Origin of the sequence: Caballeronia insecticola (genome assembly GCF_000402035.1) — a bacterium.
Taxonomy (GTDB): Bacteria; Pseudomonadota; Gammaproteobacteria; order Burkholderiales; family Burkholderiaceae; genus Caballeronia; species Caballeronia insecticola.
In genome coordinates, this window is record NC_021288.1 from 20,377 (window position 1) to 39,056 (window position 18,680).

At 63.1% G+C, this 18,680-nt stretch carries 18 protein-coding genes and 1 pseudogene; 13 read left to right on the forward strand and 6 right to left on the reverse strand.

Annotated elements, in window-relative coordinates; translation table 11 throughout:
* Positions 1 to 78 precede the first annotated feature (78 nt).
* From BRPE64_RS20820 to BRPE64_RS20835, 4 genes are read left to right on the forward strand one after another with little or no spacing between them, the layout of a single operon-like run.
* Positions 79 to 1,542, forward strand: a complete 1,464-nt coding sequence (locus tag BRPE64_RS20820; RefSeq protein ID WP_016346816.1) for an aldehyde dehydrogenase family protein — start codon at positions 79 to 81, stop codon at positions 1,540 to 1,542.
* Positions 1,543 to 1,556: 14 nt separating this feature from the next.
* Positions 1,557 to 2,615, forward strand: coding sequence for a maleylacetate reductase (locus tag BRPE64_RS20825; protein WP_044042983.1), 1,059 nt, complete (start codon positions 1,557 to 1,559; stop codon positions 2,613 to 2,615).
* A 23-nt stretch (positions 2,616 to 2,638) separates the two neighbouring features.
* Positions 2,639 to 3,457, forward strand: coding sequence for an intradiol ring-cleavage dioxygenase (locus BRPE64_RS20830; RefSeq protein ID WP_144063490.1), 819 nt, complete (start codon positions 2,639 to 2,641; stop codon positions 3,455 to 3,457).
* The gene (locus BRPE64_RS20835) at positions 3,454 to 3,774 is read left to right on the forward strand and encodes a Rieske (2Fe-2S) protein (protein ID WP_016346819.1); all 321 of its coding nucleotides are present in this window, start codon (positions 3,454 to 3,456) and stop codon (positions 3,772 to 3,774) included. Before BRPE64_RS20830 ends, BRPE64_RS20835 begins: the two co-directional genes overlap by 4 nt.
* A 21-nt stretch (positions 3,775 to 3,795) precedes the next feature.
* Here the strand turns inward: BRPE64_RS20835 and BRPE64_RS20840 are convergent, their stop codons facing one another.
* Genes BRPE64_RS20840 through BRPE64_RS20855 form a run of 4 tightly spaced genes read right to left on the reverse strand, consistent with a single transcriptional unit; the run spans position 3,796 to position 7,525 of the window.
* On the reverse strand, positions 3,796 to 4,539 hold the full coding sequence (locus BRPE64_RS20840; protein WP_016346820.1) for a FadR/GntR family transcriptional regulator: 744 nt from the start codon (positions 4,537 to 4,539) through the stop codon (positions 3,796 to 3,798).
* 48 nt (positions 4,540 to 4,587) lie between these two features.
* Positions 4,588 to 5,394 carry an ATP-binding cassette domain-containing protein gene (locus BRPE64_RS20845; RefSeq protein WP_044042984.1) on the reverse strand — a complete coding sequence of 269 codons (807 nt, stop codon included), beginning with the start codon at positions 5,392 to 5,394 and terminating at the stop codon, positions 4,588 to 4,590.
* Positions 5,394 to 6,404: an ABC transporter permease gene (locus BRPE64_RS20850; RefSeq protein WP_044042819.1), complete on the reverse strand. Its 1,011-nt coding sequence runs from the start codon at positions 6,402 to 6,404 to the stop codon at positions 5,394 to 5,396. Before BRPE64_RS20850 ends, BRPE64_RS20845 begins: the two co-directional genes overlap by 1 nt.
* Positions 6,404 to 7,525 (reverse strand): sugar ABC transporter substrate-binding protein, encoded by a 1,122-nt coding sequence (locus tag BRPE64_RS20855; protein ID WP_016346823.1) that lies wholly within the window; start codon positions 7,523 to 7,525, stop codon positions 6,404 to 6,406. Before BRPE64_RS20855 ends, BRPE64_RS20850 begins: the two co-directional genes overlap by 1 nt.
* A 371-nt stretch (positions 7,526 to 7,896) precedes the next feature.
* Between BRPE64_RS20855 and BRPE64_RS32405 the strand changes: the two are divergent.
* The 4 genes and pseudogenes from BRPE64_RS32405 to BRPE64_RS32410 all read left to right on the forward strand — a co-directional run.
* Positions 7,897 to 8,106: pseudogene (locus BRPE64_RS32405) on the forward strand (dihydroxy-acid dehydratase domain-containing protein); the annotation flags it as partial.
* A gap of 264 nt (positions 8,107 to 8,370) precedes the next feature.
* A complete protein-coding gene (locus BRPE64_RS32970; RefSeq protein WP_144063491.1) occupies positions 8,371 to 8,628 on the forward strand; it encodes a hypothetical protein in 258 nt (85 codons plus the stop codon).
* A gap of 234 nt (positions 8,629 to 8,862) precedes the next feature.
* Positions 8,863 to 9,600 carry a peptidoglycan DD-metalloendopeptidase family protein gene (locus tag BRPE64_RS20865; RefSeq protein WP_016346825.1) on the forward strand — a complete coding sequence of 246 codons (738 nt, stop codon included), beginning with the start codon at positions 8,863 to 8,865 and terminating at the stop codon, positions 9,598 to 9,600.
* Positions 9,601 to 9,662: 62 nt separating this feature from the next.
* Positions 9,663 to 10,145: a septal ring lytic transglycosylase RlpA family protein gene (locus tag BRPE64_RS32410; RefSeq protein WP_408608268.1), complete on the forward strand. Its 483-nt coding sequence runs from the start codon at positions 9,663 to 9,665 to the stop codon at positions 10,143 to 10,145.
* A gap of 122 nt (positions 10,146 to 10,267) precedes the next feature.
* Here the strand turns inward: BRPE64_RS32410 and BRPE64_RS20870 are convergent, their stop codons facing one another.
* Entirely contained in the window at positions 10,268 to 11,152 is an 885-nt protein-coding gene (locus BRPE64_RS20870; protein WP_016346827.1) for a DMT family transporter, read from the reverse strand.
* A gap of 137 nt (positions 11,153 to 11,289) precedes the next feature.
* On the opposite strand from BRPE64_RS20870, the gene BRPE64_RS20875 reads away from it, so the two are divergent.
* A complete protein-coding gene (locus BRPE64_RS20875) occupies positions 11,290 to 12,150 on the forward strand; it encodes a class I SAM-dependent methyltransferase (RefSeq protein ID WP_016346828.1) in 861 nt (286 codons plus the stop codon).
* A gap of 19 nt (positions 12,151 to 12,169) precedes the next feature.
* Positions 12,170 to 12,637, forward strand: coding sequence for a cupin domain-containing protein (locus BRPE64_RS20880; protein WP_016346829.1), 468 nt, complete (start codon positions 12,170 to 12,172; stop codon positions 12,635 to 12,637).
* A gap of 31 nt (positions 12,638 to 12,668) precedes the next feature.
* Here BRPE64_RS20880 and BRPE64_RS20885 read toward each other — a convergent pair whose 3' ends face one another.
* A complete protein-coding gene (locus BRPE64_RS20885) occupies positions 12,669 to 13,442 on the reverse strand; it encodes a DeoR/GlpR family DNA-binding transcription regulator (RefSeq protein WP_044042821.1) in 774 nt (257 codons plus the stop codon).
* A gap of 220 nt (positions 13,443 to 13,662) precedes the next feature.
* Between BRPE64_RS20885 and glpK the strand changes: the two genes are divergently transcribed.
* The 3 genes from glpK to BRPE64_RS20900 all read left to right on the forward strand — a co-directional run bounded on the left by glpK (position 13,663) and on the right by BRPE64_RS20900 (position 18,394).
* Positions 13,663 to 15,198, forward strand: coding sequence for a glycerol kinase GlpK (glpK, locus tag BRPE64_RS20890; RefSeq protein ID WP_016346831.1), 1,536 nt, complete (start codon positions 13,663 to 13,665; stop codon positions 15,196 to 15,198).
* A gap of 1 nt (position 15,199) precedes the next feature.
* On the forward strand, positions 15,200 to 16,762 hold the full coding sequence (locus BRPE64_RS20895; protein ID WP_016346832.1) for a glycerol-3-phosphate dehydrogenase/oxidase: 1,563 nt from the start codon (positions 15,200 to 15,202) through the stop codon (positions 16,760 to 16,762).
* A gap of 480 nt (positions 16,763 to 17,242) precedes the next feature.
* Positions 17,243 to 18,394, forward strand: coding sequence for a type I restriction endonuclease (locus BRPE64_RS20900; RefSeq protein ID WP_016346833.1), 1,152 nt, complete (start codon positions 17,243 to 17,245; stop codon positions 18,392 to 18,394).
* Positions 18,395 to 18,680: the final 286 nt, after the last annotated feature.

Genomic DNA, 18,680 nt, shown 5'->3' on the forward strand with positions numbered 1-18,680 from the left:
TTCCTCTTCGACACGACGACGCCTTCATGAGGCGTCGCGGGGAACGCTTCGTCTTCAATCTTCGATACGAGCAACACAATGCAAACGCAACTCTTCATCGATGGACGCTTCGTGCCCGCGCTGAGCGGCGCCACGCTCGCGACTCTGAATCCGCACGACAACAGCGAGATCGCGCAAGTCTCGATGGCTGGCCGCGAAGACGTCGATCGCGCGGTGGCGGCCGCGAAAAAGGCGTTCCCGGCGTGGAGCGCGATGGCCGCCGCCGATCGAGGACGCCTGTTGCTCAAGCTCGCCGATGCGATCGAAGCCAACGCCGACGCGCTCGCGCGCCTCGAATCGCTCGACACGGGCCACCCGATCCGCGACACGCGCAACCTCGACGTGCCGCGCACCGCCGCGACGTTCCGCTATTTCGGCGGCATGGCGGACAAGGTCGAAGGCTCGGTGATTCCGGTCGAAGCGGGCTTCCTGAACTATCTGACGCGCGAGCCGGTCGGCGTGGTCGGACAAGTGGTGCCGTGGAATTTCCCGCTGATGTTCACGAGCTGGAAGATGGCGCCCGCGCTCGCGGCGGGCAACTGCGTCGTGATGAAGCCGGCGGAGCTCACGCCGCTGTCGAGCCTCGCAATCGCAGCGCTGATGGCCGAAGTCGGTTTTCCGGCGGGCGTGGTCAATGTGCTGCCCGGCCTGGGCCATGTCGCCGGGCAATATATCGCGGAGCATCCGGAGATCAGCAAGGTCGCGTTCACGGGATCGACGGCGGTGGGCCGCAAGATCGTGCAAGCGTCGAGCGGCAATCTCAAGAAGGTGCAGCTCGAACTCGGCGGCAAGGGCGCGAACATCGTGTATGGCGATGCGAATCTCGATGCCGTCGTGCAAGGCTCGGCGTTCGGCATCTTTCACAATCAGGGGCAGGCGTGCATTGCGGCATCGCGGCTGATCGTGCACGAATCTATCGCCGATGATCTGCTCGAACGCTTTACGTCGCTCGCGCGCTCGATCCGTATCGGCGATCCGCTCGATCCGTCGACGGAAATGGGTCCGCTCACGTCGCAGATGCATCGCGACCGCGTGCTCTCGTATGTCGATGTCGCGCGCGAGCAGGGCGGACGCGTGCTCGCGGGCGGCAAGGCGCCGGATGCCGCCGCGCTCGCGAAGGGCTGCTACGTCGAGCCGACGATCGTGCAGGCGAAACCGACGGACCGCGTCGCACAGGAAGAAGTGTTCGGCCCGTTCGTCACGGTCAGCACGTTTCGCACCGACGAGGAAGCGCTCGCCATCGCCAACGGCACCGAGTACGGCTTGGGCGCGGGCCTCTGGACACGCGACCTGCAACGCGCGCATCTCGTTGCACGGCAACTGCGCAGCGGCATGGTGTGGATCAACTGCTACAAGCGCGTGAGCCCGGCGTCGCCGTTCGGTGGCGTCGGCGCGAGCGGTTATGGCCGCGAAATGGGCTTCGAAGTGATGCGCGAATATACTCAACCCAAGTCGGTGTGGGTGAACGTCGACGCAAACATTCCGCCTTACTACCCGCGTTGAGCGCGCTCGAAACCATGCAATCGTTCGTTTATCAGGGCATGCCCTCGCGCGTCGTGTTCGGTGCGGGAAGCATCGACCATCTCGAACGCGAGATCGAACTTCTGGGCGCGAAACGCGCGCTCGTTCTCGCGACGCCGCAGCAGCGCGCTCAGGCTGAAGCGCTGGCCGAGCGCATCGGGCATCGCGCAGCGGGCGTGTTTGCGCAAGCCGTGATGCATGTGCCGGTCGAGACCGCGCGGGAGGCGCGCGCGTATGCGCAGCAAGTCGGCGCGGATTGTGCGATCGCCATCGGCGGCGGCTCGACTACCGGTCTCGGCAAGGCAATCGCGTTGACTTCGTCGCTGCCGATTCTCGCGGTGCCGACCACCTACGCCGGTTCGGAGATGACGCCCATCTACGGGCTCACCGAAGCGGGTCTGAAGAAGACGGGCCGCGACATGCGCGTGCTGCCGAAGACCGTCATCTACGATCCGCTCCTTACCGTGTCGTTGCCCGCGTCGCTGTCGGTCACGAGCGGCATCAACGCAATCGCGCACGCAGCCGAAGGGCTCTACGCCGAGGACGCGAATCCCGTCGTGAGCCTGATGGCCGAGGAAGGCATTCGGGCGCTCGCGCAGGGCTTGGGCCGCGTGGTCGCGCAACCTGACGATATCGATGCACGCAGCGATTGCCTGTACGGCGCGTGGCTGTGCGGCACGGTGCTCGGCAGCGTCGGCATGTCGCTGCATCACAAGCTGTGCCATACGCTCGGCGGCACGTTCAATCTGCCGCATGCCGAGACGCATACGATTGTGCTGCCGCACGCGCTCGCTTATAACCGCGATGCCGCGCCGCACGCGATGAAGCGCATAGCGCGCGCATTCGGCGCCGACGATGCCGCGCACGGCGCATACGTACTCGCGCGCAGCAACGGCGCGCCGCTCGCGCTGAAGGACATCGGCATGAAGGAGAGCGATATCGATATCGCCGTGGATGTCGCGTTGAAAAGCCCCTACTGGAACCCGCGCCCGGTCGAGCGTGCGCCGTTGCGCGCGTTGCTCGAAGCGGCCTACGAAGGACGCGCGCCTGCCTGAGACCGACGATCATGACTCAACCGATGAACGAATCCCTGACGCAATCCGTGACCGATTCCTTTGGCGCATGCGCCGATGCGCGCACGCAGGAAATTGTCGTCGCGCTTGTGCGCCATTTGCACGCGTTTGCCCGCGAAGTGCGCCTCACGCACGACGAATGGCGACGCGGCATCGAATTTCTCACGGCGACCGGCAAGAAGTGCGACGGCATCCGGCAGGAGTTCATTCTGCTGTCGGACACGCTCGGCCTGTCGATCGTGATGGACGACATCAATCAACATCGCGAGGAAGCGGCCACTGAGAGCAGCCTGCTCGGCCCGTTTTATCGCGACGGCGTGAAGGAGTCGGCGTTCGGTGCGAATATCGCGCAGAGCGACGGCGAGCCGGCGTTCTTTCATGGCGTCGTGCGCGGGCTGAACGGCGAGCCGGTGGAAGGCGCGACGATCGAAGTGTGGCAAACCGCGCCGAACGGCATGTACGAAGGTCAGGATCCGGAGCAGCCCGAAGGCAATCTGCGCGGACGCTTCCGCACGAATGCGCAAGGCGCTTACGCCTTTCATTCGATCAAACCCACGAGCTATCCGATTCCCACGGACGGTCCTGTCGGCCAGATGCTCATCGCGACGGGACGTCATCCGATGCGGCCCGCGCATATTCACTTTCGCATCGACGCGCCCGGTTACGCGTCGCTCACGACCGCGCTCTATTCCGCCGACGATCCCTACGTGCATTCCGACGCGGTGTTCGGCGTGAAGCCGTCGCTCGTCATCGATTACGTGCCGATGAAAACGGGTTTCGACGTGGCGCGCGATTTCACGTTGATTGCGCAGGAGCGGACGTGAACGATTCGGCGCAACCGATCTGCGCACTCGACGACATACCCGACGGCGGCGGCCTCGAAGCCGCGCCCGCGGTTCTGGTGCTGCGTCGCGGCGCGCAGGCATGGGCGTATCGCAACGTCTGTCCGCACTTTTCGATTCCGCTCAACTACGAGCCGGACGCCTTCTGGACGTATGACGGCGGCCTCTTGATGTGCGCGCATCACAGCGCGATGTTCCGCTTTGAAGACGGCGTGTGTGTCGATGGTCCGTGCGAAGGTGCGAGCCTCGTGCGCGTGCCGATTCGTATCGAAGATGGGCGGGTTTTGATCGAGACCTGATCGAGACCTGAAGCAAGGTCCTCACCCCGACAACGGCCGCTCCGGCTCCAGCACCGCGCCACCGAGTATCGAGTTGGCATCGGCGCGTGCGTTGTCGAGTTGCACGACGCTCGCCTGGCGCGCGGCGAGCGCATCGCGATTGGCGATCGCCGTGAAAATCGCCTTGTGACGCGGCAACGACAGCGCATGCGTATTCGGATGACGGCTCGTGAGCTTGATCGATTCGCTGAGCGCGAGCGACAGCATGTTGCCGATATACGCGAGCATGTCGTTGTGCGTCGCCGTCATGATCGCGCGATGAAACGCCAGATCGGGATCGAGCAGATCGTCGGCCGTTTGCGCGGTTTCCATGCGTTCGTACGCGGCGGCGATACGCGCGATGTCATCGTCGCTGGCGGAGATTGCGGCAAGCGCAGCGGCGGCGGGCTCGATGATCTGCCGCACCGTCATGAGCGCGCGAAAGAACTCGCCTTCGGGAAGATGGCTGATGGTCCACACGAGCACGTCGGGGTCGAGCATGTGCCATTCGTGCCGCGCGCGCACGACGCTGCCCACGCGCGGCTTCGACACGACGAGCCCCTTGGCGACGAGCACGCGCGTCGCTTCGCGCAGCACGGGACGGCTCACGCCATAGCTCGCGCAGAGCGTGGGCTCGGCGGGCAGACGCTGACCGGGCGCGAACGCGCCGCTCACGATCTGCATGCCGAGCTCCTGCACGATGCGTCCGTGCATGCTCTTGCGTTGCTTGGGGTTGCGGTAATCCATGAATGTCCGGCCACGCCAGCTCACCGCAACTGGCTCAATCGACAAGGTTCAAGGCGCGGTCGTCGCGCGCATCGCCCGATACTCCCGCCTCACGATGTCCATCAACTCCGCCACCGATGTATTCGCGCTGCGCTGCTCGTACGTCACGCGGCCGCGTTGCATCAACATGATGCGATCCGCGATATCGAGCGTCTGCGCGTAGTTGTGCATGATCATGATGATCGAGAGCCCGCCCTTTTCCTTCAGCCGCATGACGAGGTCGATGATGAGCGCCGCTTCGCGCGCACCCATCGCGGCGAGCGGTTCGTCGAGCAGAAGGATTCGCGCGTTCGTATTCACCGCGCGCGCCACCGCGATCGCCTGACGCTGTCCGCCCGAAAGCCGCTCCACCGGCAGATCGACGGAGGGCACGTGCACGCCGATATCGTCGAGACATTGCGCCGCGCGCTCGCGCATCTGCTTGTGATCGACGAGGCGCAGCAGGCGCGCCGGACCAGTGCGCACGATCTCGCGATTGAGAAACATGTTGTGGTAGATCGACAGCGAATTCGCCAGCGCAAGATCCTGATACACGCATTCGATGCCGAGCGCGCGCGCATGATCGACGGACTTGAGCAGCGTCTCGTCGCCGTGAATGTGCAGCGTGCCGCTCGTCTGCTGATGAAATCCCGTGAGGATTTTGACGAGCGTCGATTTGCCCGCGCCGTTGTCGCCGAGAATGCCGAGAATCTCGCCTTCGCCCAGCGTGAGCGACACGCCGTCGAGCGCCGTCACGGCGCCGAAGCGCTTGACGAGATTGTCGCCGCGCAGCGCGAGTTTGCCGGCGACCTGTGGTTCTGTCAGCACCGTGCTCATCATCGGGCTCCCCGGCGGCGAATGCGCCCGACATGGATGTTGAAGATCATCGCGGCGAGAATGGCGGCGCCGAGAATGATGTTGAACGTGAACGCGTTGATGCCGATGAGCGTGAAGCCGTCGCTCAGAATGCCGAGCACCGCCGCGCCGAGCAGGCCGCCGACGATCGTGCCCGAGCCGCCCGTGAGCGGCGTGCCGCCGATCACCGCCGCGGCGACCGCGAGGAACATGATCTGATTGCCGCCCGCTTGCGGGTCAATCGACGTGATGCGAAAGCCTTCGAGTATGCCGGTGAAGCCCGCCAGCACCGCCGCGAGCACGAAGTTACCGAGCCGCAGCCGGTTCACGTGAATGCCCGCCTCGCTCGCGCCGAGCGCATTCGCACCCGCCGCCTGCGTATGCAGGCCCCAGCGCGTATGACGCAGAAGCGTGTGCATGACGAAGGCGATCGCCACGGTCCAGATGATCTCGCTATAACCCCATGCGCCCATGACGGCGGCGAATTCGGGCGAGCCCGGCGTCGCGACCGGCGTGCCGCGCGACACGGTCAGCGTGATGCCGTTGATCAGAAAGAGCGTGCCGAGCGTCGTGACGAACGAGGGTAGGCGCAGAAAGACCGTGACCGCGCCGTTCACGAAGCCGATGATCGCCGCCGCAATGAGCCCCGCGATGACCGCGAGCCACATCGGCGCGCCGGCGTCGTTGGCGAACACCATCATGAAGGGCGCGAACGCGAACACCATGCCCGCCGACAGATCGATGTCGCCGCCGATCATCAGCATGATCTCGCCGAACGCGATGATTGCCACCGGCGCGATGAACTGCGACAGATTGACGAGGCTCGCGTTGCTCAGGAGGAAGTCGTGATTGACGAACTGAAAGTAGGCCGAGAGCAGCAAGGCCACCAGCAGAATGCGCAGCTCGGGCGCCCAATGGGACATCCACGCCCCGCGCGGCGGTGCTGCCCGCGCGGGCGCTTCGACTTTGGCAGGTTGGTTCACCGTATTCATCACGACTTGATTGCGCCGCTCATCGGAACGATTTGCGGCTTGGTGGTCTTGCCTTCATAACGCGTCGACGTGTTGAGATACGGCTCGACGGTCGACTTCGTCACGAACTTGAGGCCCGTGTTGATGTTCGCCGGCCCGACCAGCCCGCCCGATGCGAGGAACGTGAACGCTTCCATCACCGTATAGAAACCCTGCACGTACGGCTGCTGGTCGATGGTGAAGTCGAGGAAGCCTTCGTGAATGAGCTGGATGGTCTGCGGCAACAGATCGAAGCCGCCGCCGTGCACGCCTTTCGACGGCAGATTCGATTCCTTCATCACCTGAGCCACGCCTTGCGTGCTGCCCGCATCGACGGCGAACATGCCTTTCAGATCCTGATGGCCGAGATAGAAGGCTTTGATCTTCGACAGTTCCTCGTTGACGGTCGCGCCGGTCGCAACCGTCTGAATGTCGATCTTCTTGCCCGATTTCTTGATCGCGTCGCTCGCGCCGTCGAGACGCGGCTGGATGTTGAGCTGCCCCGGCGTCGCGATGAACAGCGCGACCAGCCCGCTGTCGATCAGACTCGCGATACGCTCGCCCATCTGATAACCCGAGAGGTACAGGTCCTGCCCGATATACGCGAGACGCGGATTGCTCTTGCCGCGCGGCGCGTCGGCGTTGTAGGCGAACACCGGAATGCCGGCGTCGAGCGCGGCCTGAATCGGCTTGTCGAAGGCGTTCGGATCGACGATCGGCACGGCGATCGCGTCGGCTTTTGCGGCGATCGCGGAGTTGACCGCGCGCACCATTTCGCCTGCGTCGGATGTGGCCGAGCCGGTCCACTGATAGTCCATGCCGAGCAGCGAGCAGGCATCCTGGATGCCGTATTGCGTAGGCACGAAGAAAGGATTCGTCGTCACGTGATTGACGAACACGATCTTCCATTTCTTGTGCTGCGGAAACGCCGCTTCGGCCGCCTGCGCGCTGGAAATCAAACCACCGCCGCCCGCGACGCCGCCCAGCAGCGACAGCGCGGCGCCCAGACCCACGCCCTGCATGAGTCCGCGCCGGGTCGAGCTGATCAGATTGCCGTTCTCTTTTGCATTGTCTTGTGCGTCGTCATCCCGATTCTGCGCCATGTCTTCCTCCAGTCTTTTCTTCGTTGGTCGATGGGTCGACTCATCGTCGATCGCGTTCAGATACTGGGTTTCATCGGCACGTCATGGGCATGCGGCTTTCACGATCGAAAGCCGTCATAACCGCCCATGACGATGCGGGCATTGCGCGAGAGGGTGATACGGGCGCGGTGTTCTTGACTAGTAATTGGGATATGCGAAATCCCGCGCTTTTGCTTCAATAGACAAACTATATGCAGCGTCATCCAACGTTTCGATTAGCGTTTTCCCGGTGCGGCGCAGGCATATAGTCATGCTATTTATGGGCTTTCCTACAGAGTGGGTATCGTCAGGAGCGCCCAAAAGCCAGGCTTCGGTCAGCAGCACGGTTCGGCATCGCGGACAAGAACGGTTTCGTGCACCGGAACTGGATGAAGAATCAGGGCATACCGGATCACGAGTTCGAGGGCACACCGATTATCGGCATATGTAATACGTGATCCGAATTAACGCCGTGCAATGCGCACTTTCGCAAGCTCGCCGAGCACGGGAAGCGCGGCGTGTTTGAGGCGGGCGGATCTGCTGTCGAGTGTCCGGTGTTCTCGTGACGAAGAACTGCAGGCCGAAGCGTTATCCGGGCATGGCCGGAGTGGGCACGTGCCGCCCGGTCAACCAGCAGCGTCGTCAAATTTCATGAACATTCGAAGTCCGAAATTCCGTTCCGTCGCGACGATCGATCCATCCCGCAATGCTTCGTAATGTCAACGAATGTCAATTTATGGCGAGTGGTCAACGCCAAAAATCAGCACGCCGTTAAACAGGGCGACGCAACGTCGTGTCGTCCCGTTTAACTGAGAGAGAAGACTTTCATGAAAATCAAGCTCGTTGCTTTTGCCGTCGCTGCCCTGGCCTTTACTGGCGCCGCATCCGCAAAAAATTTCGATTTCCACCACGACCATGGCAATCACAACGGCCATAAGCATCGCGAAGAACATCGCGATCATCGTGAGATGCGCGGCCACGAAGGCGAGTTCGCGAAGAACGGCGAACATCGCCCGGAGCAGCATAGCAATCTGGACACGCACGGCCACGACGGCGAATTCGCCAAGAACAGCGACCGTCGCTGATCTTTCGCGTGTAGCGGGGCAAGCTCCGCTACAGCGGTGAGTTGATCGCGCCGTTGCCGTCACGTTTTGCTACATCGGCAGCGGCCCGCGATCATTGCTGCGTGTTCGCAGTGCAATCGGCGGCGCCCTGCCGATTTCACACAGATACATCTTTCACGCATTCCTCGAAGATGACGATTGCTCTCCGCTGCGGGAGCTTTTGGCGTCATTACGCGAAGGCGATTTTTTACTACTATGATCAAATCCTCACAGTCGCTGCATCTTATGCGCGCGTCGTGTCTGGCGGTCGCCTTTGGTTTGGCACTGGGCGGATGCGCCAGTCAAACGCGCACGCAGCAGCCGGCTCAATCCGCGCAGCAGACGACTGCGCTTGATGTTCCTTCAACGCCCGTCGGCTTCTATCGTGTGGCAACCGGCGATACCCTGATTTCTATCGCAGCCGCCTATGGTCGTGATGCGACTGCAATCGCGGATTGGAACGGGCTTTCAGCCAAGGCTCAACTGACGCCTGGTCAACTGTTGCGCGTCGGTCCGCCATCGGCACCGCCAACCATGGTTGCCAGTGCCACACAACAGACGCTGAGCGCAACGCCATGTCGCCCGGACGGGCTGGCCTGGCCGATCAAAGGGCAAGTTCTGAAGCGCTTCGGCTCTGATGGGGCGAAATCCATCCTGATCGCCGGCAAGGCGGGCGACACGATCCGTGCTGCGCAAAGCGGCAGAGTCGTCTACACCGGCGACAAGATCCCCGGCTACGGCAAGCTCGTGATTCTGAAACATAGCGGCCGCTACCTCACCGCTTATGGTCATGGCCAGAGCATTCTGGTGAAGGAAGGCAATGAGGTCAGCAAAGGGCAGCCGATTGCGATCATGGGTGATCAGTCGGATAGCCAGCCCGCTCTGCTTTTCGAGCTGAGACTGGACCGTCAGCCTATCGATCCGCTGACGCGCCTGCAAGACTGCGCATCGTGAGTTTGGCTGGCGCCCGGTCACATTCTTCGTGCTCGAATAACTCGAAACGCCCGAAGATGAACATGCTGCGATTGCGAAACCCAGGCGCTTTCGCTTGCGCGCTCCTGATCGCCGGATGCGCGGCATCGCCGCCCCGGCACAGTGCCGAGCACGTCTCGCAGGTTCAGGATGAGCTTGCGCGTTCGACCGAAGGCGCTACGTCGGACAAGTCGCCTCAGACAGAGAAAGCGCGCAATCTTCATCAAGCGGGGCTTGCGTCCTGGTATGGCCGAGGTTTCAACGGCCATCGCACCGCCAACGGAGAGCGCTTCGATATGCACGCCATGACAGCGGCACATCGCACGTTGCCTTTCGGATCTTGGGTGCGTGTCACGCTTGCTGGAAGAAACCGGTCGATCCTCGTTCGAATCAACGACCGCGGTCCGTTTGAGCGCAATAGAGTCATCGACCTTTCTTACGGCGCTGCCGTTGCGCTCGGCATTGCTCGACATGGGGCCGCGAAAGTCGAGTTGTCGGTCACTTCGAATTCGCATACCCGGTCGTAGTGCTATCGCTCGATATGTCCCGATCCGCATTAAAGCGCGGAGTCTGTCGAAAGACTCCGCGTCCGTTGTCGACCCAGGCGATGGTCCCGGCAGCGATCATCGACGACAAACCGTATTTCACGCTATGCGCGCGGCTTCCACGTCGCGATGGCAACGCCTAACACGGCGACGCCCATCGCCCACCATGCGGGCACGGGCAAGACTTCGCCCAGAAGCAAATACGACATCACGGCGGCCGCCGGCGGCACGAAGAAAAACAGCGACGCCACTTGCGAGACCCGGCCGGCGCGCGTCATCGCGAGCAGCAGCGTGATCGCGATCAGCGAGTTGCCGATCACGAGATACGCGAGCGTCGCGATGAACGTGGGCGTCCATTGCACGTGAATGTGCTCGAAGAGCAGCGCCATCGGCGCACAGAACACGAAGCCGACGCTGTATTGCACGAGGTTCGACGTGAGCGGATCCTGCGCGGTGCCGAAGCGCTTTTCGTAGAGCATCGCGCCCGTAATGCCGATGAGCGCGCCGATCGACAGCAGCACCGGCCCGAGCGACGAAACCTGCAACGGCCCGCGCGCGAGGATCACGCCCGCCGCGCCCGCGAGACCGAGCAGCAAGCCGATCCAGCGTCGTGCACCGATTCGTTCGCCGACGAGCGTGGGCGCGCACACGCCGACGAGAATCGGCTGCAGCGAGACGATCAGCGCGATCACCGAAGTGGCGATGCCCGCTGTCATCGCGAGATAGCTGAGGCCGAAGTACATCACCTGCACGAGAAAACCGACGACGATGAGATGACGCCACGCACGCGCATCGCGCGGCCATTGCGGGCGCCTGAATGCGCACACCGCGAGGAGCACGCCGACGCTCAGCGCAAAGCGAATCGACAGAAAGCTCAGCGGCGACGCGTAATGCAGGCCGGTTTTGGCGATGGGAAATCCCGCAGACCAGAGCAGCAGAAACACGACTGGCCCGCCGATCGTCAGCCAGCGGTTCTCGCGTGGCGCCATGTTGAAGTCCTTGTATGAAGTTCTCGTGATTGCAACGCAGTGCGCGCCGGATGGCAAGTGCCGGACGGGTTGCATTTCCGCCCTCGTTTGCGACATGCTTTGCGTATCAAGCACACGTATTAAAGGACAAAGCAATCATGACGGACGACCAACACGCAGCCCCCGACAGCACCGCCGCGCGCGTCGCGATGTGGCGCGCCTTGCATGTCGAAGCCGACGCCGCGCCGCACGTACTGGACGACCGGATCGGACTCGCGCTGCTCGCACCCGGCGACGACTGGCGCGAGCGCGGCGACATGAATCCGCAATTCACGCGCCCGTTTCGCGCATCGATCGTTGCGCGGGCGCGCTTCATCGAAGATCTCGTGCTCGAACAGATGGAGCGCGGCGTCACGCAATACGTGATTCTCGGCGCGGGCCTCGACAGCTTCGCGCAGCGCAGGCCGGAAATCGCGTCGCGCCTCGCCGTGTTCGAAGTCGATCCGCCCGCGCCGCAGGCATGGAAGCATCGGCGTCTGATCGAACTGGGCTATGGCGTGCCGGAATGGCTGCGCTTCGTGCCCGTCGATTTCGAGGCGGGCGAGTCGTGGCGCGAGAAACTCGTGTCGGCGGGATTCGATGCGGGCAAACCGGCCATCGTCGTCTCGACGGGCGTCAGCATGTATCTGACGAAAGAAGCGAACGCGGCGACGCTGCGCGAAGTCGCGTCCTTCGCGCCCGGCTCGACCTTCGCGATGACCTTCCTGTTCCCGCTCGAACTCGCCGAAGCCGATGTGCGTCCGGGACTCGAAATGGCCGAGAAGGGCGCGCGTGCGAGCGGCACGCCGTTCGTGAGCTTCTTCACGCCGGAAGAGATTCAGGCGCTGGCGCGCGACGCGGGCTTCGCGAAGGCGCAGCATGTGTCCGCCGCCGATCTGACGCGGCGCTACTTCGCGAATCGCAGCGATGGTCTGCGTCCGCCGAACAACGCCGAAGAGTTGCTGATCGCGAATACATGAAGGACCACGGAGACGCGTCATGCCGAAGATCGATATCGCCCGAGTGCCGCAGAAAAAGGGCTCGGGTTATCCGCCGCCGTTCGATGCGCCGTGCGCCGACCGCATCCGTCAGCGTTTAGGCGATGCAGGCGGTCTCACTGGCTTCGGCGTGAATCTCATGCATCTGCCGCCGGGCGGATGGTCGAGCCAGCGTCATTCGCATTCGCACGAAGACGAATTTGTTTATGTGCTGGAAGGCGAACTCATGCTGATCGAGGACGAAGGCGAAACGATCCTGCGCGCCGGCGACTGCGCCGCGTTTGCGAAGGGAACCGGCAACGGTCATCACATGATCAACCGGTCTGAGCAAGTTGCGGTGTATCTGGAGATCGGCAACCGCGTGTATGAAGACCTCACGACCTGCTCCGACGTCGACATGATGAGCGCCAACGCCGATGGCCGCTTCGTCCACAAGGACGGCACGCCGATTGCCGACGCGCCCGGCTAAACGGTCTGGCTAGGCCTGGCTAGGCCTGACTTCAGTCGGCGACGCGCACGGCGACATCGGCGGCGGCGAGACTCTCGGCCATCCAGTCGGGCGGCGGGGCATCGGTGAAGAGCGCGTCGATCTGGCTCAGATGCCCGAGCTTCACGAGCGCGGCGCGGCCGAACTTCGAGTGATCGGCGACGAGAAACACCGTGCGCGACTGCTCGACGATCGCTTGCGCCACGCGCACCTCGGCGATATCGAAGTCGCGCAGCGTGCCGTCTTCCTCGATGCTCGAAATGCCGATGATCCCGAAATCCACCTTGAACATGCGGATGAAATCGACAGCCTGCTCGCCGACGACGCCCTTGTCCCGCGCGCGCACTGTTCCGCCCGCGACGAGCAACTCGGCGTCGGACTCGTCGGCGAGAATGTTCGCCACGTTCAGATTGTTCGTGATGACGCGCAAGCCCGTGTGCTGACGCAGCGCGCGGGCGACTTCCTCGGTTGTCGTGCCGAGGTTGATGAAGAGCGTCGCCTGATTCGGAATCTCGGCCGCGACGCGCTTCGCAATGCGGCGCTTTTCATCGAGATACATCTGCTGGCGCGCGGTGTACGCGGTGTTCTCCGAACTCGTCAGCGCGCTCGCGCCGCCGTGATAGCGGCGCAGCAGATTCTGCTCGGACAGCCAGTTGACGTCGCGGCGGATGGTCTGCGGCGTAACGTCGAACTGCGCGGCCAAATCTTCGATGGTCGCGAAACCGTCTCGGGCGACGCGGTCGAGCAGCGCCCGCTGCCTGCCGTTGAGTGCTTGATCGGATGTCATCGAAATGCGCAGAATCGCAAAAAAATGAAAAGAGTCGGAGCGGCGAGTGTACGTCGAAACGCGCCGCGCACCAACGGGAGCCGTCTTATATAGGCGCATGCAGCACTTGGGACGTTCGCCGTCGTCTTTCGCCCGAATGCGCCCGGTGTTAGGATGTTTGAAAACGAATATTATTGTTCGTTTGCGAATATAACCAACACCGGCGTATGGAGTCGGCGGCATGAGTCAGCAACGTTTTATTCTCGCGCTCGATCAGGGAACGACCAGTTCCCGCGCGATCCTTTTCACGCGTTCGGGCGGCATTGCGGCCAGCGCGCAGCGGGAATTCGCGCAGCATTATCCGCAGCCCGGCTGGGTCGAGCACGATCCGCTCGATATCTGGCAATCGCAACTCGACGTCGCGTGCGAGGCCATGCTCAAGGCCGGCGCGCGAGGCGCGGAGATCGCGGCGATCGGCATCGCGAATCAGCGCGAAACCACGCTGTTGTGGGACCGGAAAACGGGCGCGCCTGTCGGGCCCGCGATCGTATGGCAGGACCGGCGCACGGCCCCGCACTGCACGCGGCTGATCGACGGCGGCGCGCAGACGCTGATCGAGCGCAAGACGGGGCTGCGCATCGATCCGTATTTCTCGGCGACCAAGCTCGCGTGGCTGCTCGACAGCGCGCCCGGTCTGCGTGCGCGGGCGCGCGCCGGTGAACTGGCATTCGGCACCGTCGATAGCTGGCTCATATGGCATCTGAGCGGACGCCGCGCCCACGTGACGGACGTATCGAACGCGGCGCGCACCGCGCTCTTCGATATCCGCGCATGCCGCTGGGACGACGAACTGCTCGCGCTCTTCGACATTCCGCGCGCCGTGCTGCCCGAAGTGGCGCCGTCGAGCGGGGTCATCGCGCATACGGATGAGGCGCTGTTCGGCGCGGCCATTCCGATCACGGGCGTCGCTGGCGACCAGCAGGCCGCGACTTTCGGGCAGGGATGCATCGAGCCCGGCCTCGTGAAAAATACCTACGGCACCGGCCTGTTCATGCTGATGAACACGGGCGCGCAGCCGGTCGCATCGAAGCATCGGCTGCTGACGACCATCGGCTGGCAACTCGACGGCAAGCTGTCATACGCGCTGGAAGGCGCGGTCTTCATGGGCGGCGCGATCGTCCAATGGCTGCGCGACGGCCTCGGCATCATCGAAAGCGCGGCGGACATCGGTACGCTGGCGGCGCAATGCGCATCGAGCGAAGGCGTCGTGCTGGCGCCGGCTTTCGCCGGGCTCGGCGCGCCGTACTGGGACCCGTATGCACGCGGCACGCTGCTCGGCATGACGCGCGGCACCACGCGTGCGCATATCGCGCGGGCGGCGCTCGAAGCCATCGCGCTCCAGACCGTCGATGTGCTCGATGCAATGGAAGCCGACGCCGGCATCGCCGTGAGCGAGCTGCGCGCGGACGGCGGCGCGTCGCAGAACGACTTGCTGATGCAGATTCAGGCCGATCTGCTCGACCGGCCCGTGGTGCGCCCGCCCGTCACCGAGACGACCGCGTTGGGCGCGGCCTGCCTCGCGGGCATCGGTTCCAGCTTCTGGTCCGGTCTCGATGAAATCACGCAGGCTTGGCCTGCCGCGCGGCGTTTCGAACCGGCGATGGCCGCGCACGAACGCGCAGTGCATCTCGAACGATGGCATCGCGCAATCGATCGCGCCCGCGCGTGGGAAACGCCCGAAGCGTCCGCCGCTCAATCCAACAGCGTCACGGTCTGACATGCAAACCACTCTTCCTTCCGAGCGCGCATCGTTGCTGCGCGAACTGGACCGGACGCCGGTCTTCGATGTCGTCGTGATCGGCGGCGGCGCGAGCGGCCTCGGCACGGCCGTCGATGCGGCCTCGCGCGGTTATCGAACGCTGTTGCTGGAGGCGCGCGATTTCGCCAAGGGCACGTCGAGCAAGGCGACCAAGCTCGTGCACGGCGGCGTGCGCTATCTCGCGCAGGGCAACATTCCGCTGGTGCGCGAGGCGCTGCGCGAACGCGGCCTGCTTGCGCGCAACGCGCCGCATCTGGTGCACTCGCTCGGCTTCGTGGTGCCGGCGTATCGCTTCGGCGACAAGTTCATCTACGGCGCGGGTCTGAAAATGTACGACTGGCTCGCGGGCTCGCTCAATCTCGGCGCGAGCCGCAGCCTGAGCCTTGCGGAGACGCGCGCGAAATCGCCGATGCTCGCCGACAGCCTCAACGGCCATGCGCTGCGCGGCGGCACGCTCTACCGCGACGGCCAGTTCGACGACGCGCGGCTCGCCATTGCGCTGATGCGCACGCTGTTCGATCTCGGCGGCGTCGCGCTGAACAATGCGGCCGTGCGCGGCGTTGGCTTCGATCGTGCGGCGGGACATCATCGGCTGTCGGTGGAGGACGTCGAAACGGGCGATATGCTCAGCGTTGGCGCGCGCTGCCTCGTCAACGCGACGGGCGTGTGGGTCGATTCGATCCGCGCGATGGCCGAGCCCGGCGTGCGCCCGATCGTGGCGCCGAGTCAGGGCGTGCACCTGACGCTGCCCGGCCGCTTCCTGCAAAGCAACGACGCGATTCTCGTGCCCAAGACCAAGGACGGCCGCGTGCTGTTCATGGTGCCGTGGCATGGTCATACGATCGTCGGCACGACGGATACGCCGCGTCAGGATTTGCCGCTCGACCCGCGCGCGAGCGACGAGGACATCGACTTCATTCTCGCGACAGCGTCCGATTATCTGTCGGTCAAGCCGACGCGCGACGACGTTCTCAGCGTGTGGGCCGGTCTTCGTCCGCTCGTGAAGGGCGATGCCGATTCATCGACGAAATCGTTGTCGCGCGAGCACACCATCGAAATGAATGCGACGGGCATGATCACCGTGACGGGCGGCAAGTGGACGACGTATCGCCTGATGGCGCAGCAGGTCATCGATCTGGCGGTTGAGAAGCGTCTGTTGCCGGATGCGCCGTGCCGCACGGCGTCGCTGGCGCTGCATGGCGCGACCGCGGAGCAGCACGGCTATTACGGTTCCGATGCCGCGCGTATCGGGCGTCTGCCCGGCGCGGACAAGGTGCTGGTGAAGGCAAGCGGTTTGACCGAAGCGCAGACGCGCTTCGCGGTTCGGGCCGAGCTTGCGCGCTGTGTGGAAGACGTGCTGGCGCGGCGTAATCGCGCGCTGTTTCTCGACGCCGCCGCGGCACGCGCGGCGGCGCCTGAAGTCGCCAGAATCATGGCGGAGGAACTCGGCAAGCCGTTGCAGTGGCAAGCCGAGGAGGTCGCGCGATTCGATGAATTCGCGCGGACGTGGATGCTTTCTTAGTGGTGTAAGCGCCAGCCGGCTTCGCGGCCGACGCAGGCAATCAGGTCTGGGCGTAGTTCTTCGCAAAAGCCGCCATCTCAATGCGCACGCGTACCGATGGTTTCCCTTTCAGACCCGCGGCGCGTAGCTCTGTGCCGAAGCTATTTCGTGCTGAACCAGCACGGCATAAGTTCTGGCGCGTCAGACCGTGCACGTTTTGTCGGCAGCCGTCTTCGTTAGCTGCTTGAACGTGCTTGCCAATTTAATTCACCTTGTAGAACACTTGTCAGGCGTCGAAAAGCCGCATGATCTTAATGCGTTCGAGTCCGAGATCCGTAGCCCGAGCGACGGAGTGTTGTCGCCTGCTTCGGTCATTGGGCTCACCCGAATCCAAAGACTCCCTGCTTGGTAAAGTGGCAAACTGACACCAGCGTAGAGAGTGGAGTGTGGCCCTAACGGCTGCGGTTAGAATAAATATAAACAGACTGGACGGAAGCGCCCATGGGAATAGAACAAGACATCCAAGCGATACGTGCTGGCATCAAGGCGGGGCGTTTCTCAAACGAGGCCTCAGTATCGCAGGGGATTGTGCTGCGGTTGCTTAACTCCTTGGGCTGGCCAGCCTACGACACAGACGCGGTGTGGCCTGAATATTCCCTCAGCGGCCGACGCGTCGATTACGCCCTGTGCCATCCAGTGGGGAGGCCCATCGCGTTCATCGAGGTGAAGCAGATCGGCCAGAGCGACGGGGCTGAGCGGCAGCTGTTTGAATATGCCTTCCACGACGGCGTGCCCATGGCTATTCTGACCGATGGACGCGAATGGAACTTCTTCCTACCCGGTGAGCAAGGCGACTACGGCGAGCGCCGTGTCTACAAACTTGACATTGTTGACCGCGACGTCGGCGAGTGCGTCGAGCGATTGGAGCGCTACCTGTTGCATTCGGCGATAGCGTCGGGAGTCGCGATTCAAGCCGCACGCGACGACTACCGCAGCGTGTCTAAAGACAGACAGATGCATGCGACCCTCCCGAAGGCGTGGAATCAAATCATCGACGAAGGCGACGAGATGCTATTGGAGATCGTCTCTGATCGAGTTGAAAGCCTGTGCGGCTTCAAGCCCAGCCCCGACATCGTTGCGGCATTCCTCAAAGAGAGGCTGGTGCGCGTTTCACCCCTCGCTCCCCGACAAATACAGTCGTCCCCGCGAATGGCAATTCAGTCCGCTAAGCCTGCCGAGGAGCCGAGCCGTGTTCAGATAGCACGGTCAACCCCTGTCTACGCGCCGCGTCCGTCATCAGCGGATCAGGGTCAGATCGGGTTCATGTTCCATGGAAAGTTCCATCCGGCTCGCAATGCCATCGATACGCTGCGGCAAGTGTTCGACCTGTTTATCGAGACAGATGCGTCATTCGGAGAGCGGTTTGCAGGATTACCGAAGCACGGAAGAACCCGCCGGTATCTAGCTAGGAATCCCAGTGAACTCTACCCCGCCCGGCCCGACTTGGTTAGTGAATGCTCCATCAAGTTGGACTCTGGTTGGTGGATGGGGACGAACCACAGCAAGCAGACCATCGCGCAAATCATCGCCATGGCTTGCGATGTGGCTCAAGTCACATATAGCAGGGACTTGGTCACTTCCCTAGGTGAGTGAGTCGGCTTCAAAGCCCCGGTAAGCTGCTAACGAACCTCCATTTGAATTCGACTTCTTAGCTGCAATAGCCGAGAGCCGTATTGTTTCCGTTGTCCGAGTTGCGCGTGCCGCTTCGGCCATGCGCTAGAAGATGGTCGTCGTAACGGTCGGTCAGAAATTCGTTCAGCGTCATCGTGCCGACCTTTTTCCATGTGGCGGCGCAGCCCTCGAATTTGGCCACGCACACAGCAAGCGTGTCATGCATTTTTGTTGGTAAGCGCGGCGTGCGCCTTCGCCGCGTCGCGTG

Coding starts and splice junctions, on each gene's coding strand:
- BRPE64_RS20870 (WP_016346827.1), bottom strand. CDS start 11,152: ATGGCGCCACGCGAGAACCGCTGGCTGACGATCGGCGGGCCAGTCGTG.
- BRPE64_RS20840 (WP_016346820.1), bottom strand. CDS start 4,539: ATGGATTACCGCAACCCCAAGCAACGCAAGAGCATGCACGGACGCATC.
- BRPE64_RS20845 (WP_044042984.1), bottom strand. CDS start 5,394: ATGAGCACGGTGCTGACAGAACCACAGGTCGCCGGCAAACTCGCGCTG.
- BRPE64_RS32410 (WP_408608268.1), top strand. CDS start 9,663: ATGCTGCGATTGCGAAACCCAGGCGCTTTCGCTTGCGCGCTCCTGATC.
- BRPE64_RS20900 (WP_016346833.1), top strand. CDS start 17,243: ATGGGAATAGAACAAGACATCCAAGCGATACGTGCTGGCATCAAGGCG.
- BRPE64_RS20885 (WP_044042821.1), bottom strand. CDS start 13,442: ATGACATCCGATCAAGCACTCAACGGCAGGCAGCGGGCGCTGCTCGAC.
- BRPE64_RS20855 (WP_016346823.1), bottom strand. CDS start 7,525: ATGGCGCAGAATCGGGATGACGACGCACAAGACAATGCAAAAGAGAAC.
- BRPE64_RS20820 (WP_016346816.1), top strand. CDS start 79: ATGCAAACGCAACTCTTCATCGATGGACGCTTCGTGCCCGCGCTGAGC.
- BRPE64_RS20865 (WP_016346825.1), top strand. CDS start 8,863: ATGATCAAATCCTCACAGTCGCTGCATCTTATGCGCGCGTCGTGTCTG.
- BRPE64_RS20895 (WP_016346832.1), top strand. CDS start 15,200: ATGCAAACCACTCTTCCTTCCGAGCGCGCATCGTTGCTGCGCGAACTG.
- BRPE64_RS20880 (WP_016346829.1), top strand. CDS start 12,170: ATGCCGAAGATCGATATCGCCCGAGTGCCGCAGAAAAAGGGCTCGGGT.
- glpK (WP_016346831.1), top strand. CDS start 13,663: ATGAGTCAGCAACGTTTTATTCTCGCGCTCGATCAGGGAACGACCAGT.
- BRPE64_RS32970 (WP_144063491.1), top strand. CDS start 8,371: ATGAAAATCAAGCTCGTTGCTTTTGCCGTCGCTGCCCTGGCCTTTACT.
- BRPE64_RS20825 (WP_044042983.1), top strand. CDS start 1,557: ATGCAATCGTTCGTTTATCAGGGCATGCCCTCGCGCGTCGTGTTCGGT.
- BRPE64_RS20875 (WP_016346828.1), top strand. CDS start 11,290: ATGACGGACGACCAACACGCAGCCCCCGACAGCACCGCCGCGCGCGTC.
- BRPE64_RS20830 (WP_144063490.1), top strand. CDS start 2,639: ATGAACGAATCCCTGACGCAATCCGTGACCGATTCCTTTGGCGCATGC.
- BRPE64_RS20850 (WP_044042819.1), bottom strand. CDS start 6,404: ATGAATACGGTGAACCAACCTGCCAAAGTCGAAGCGCCCGCGCGGGCA.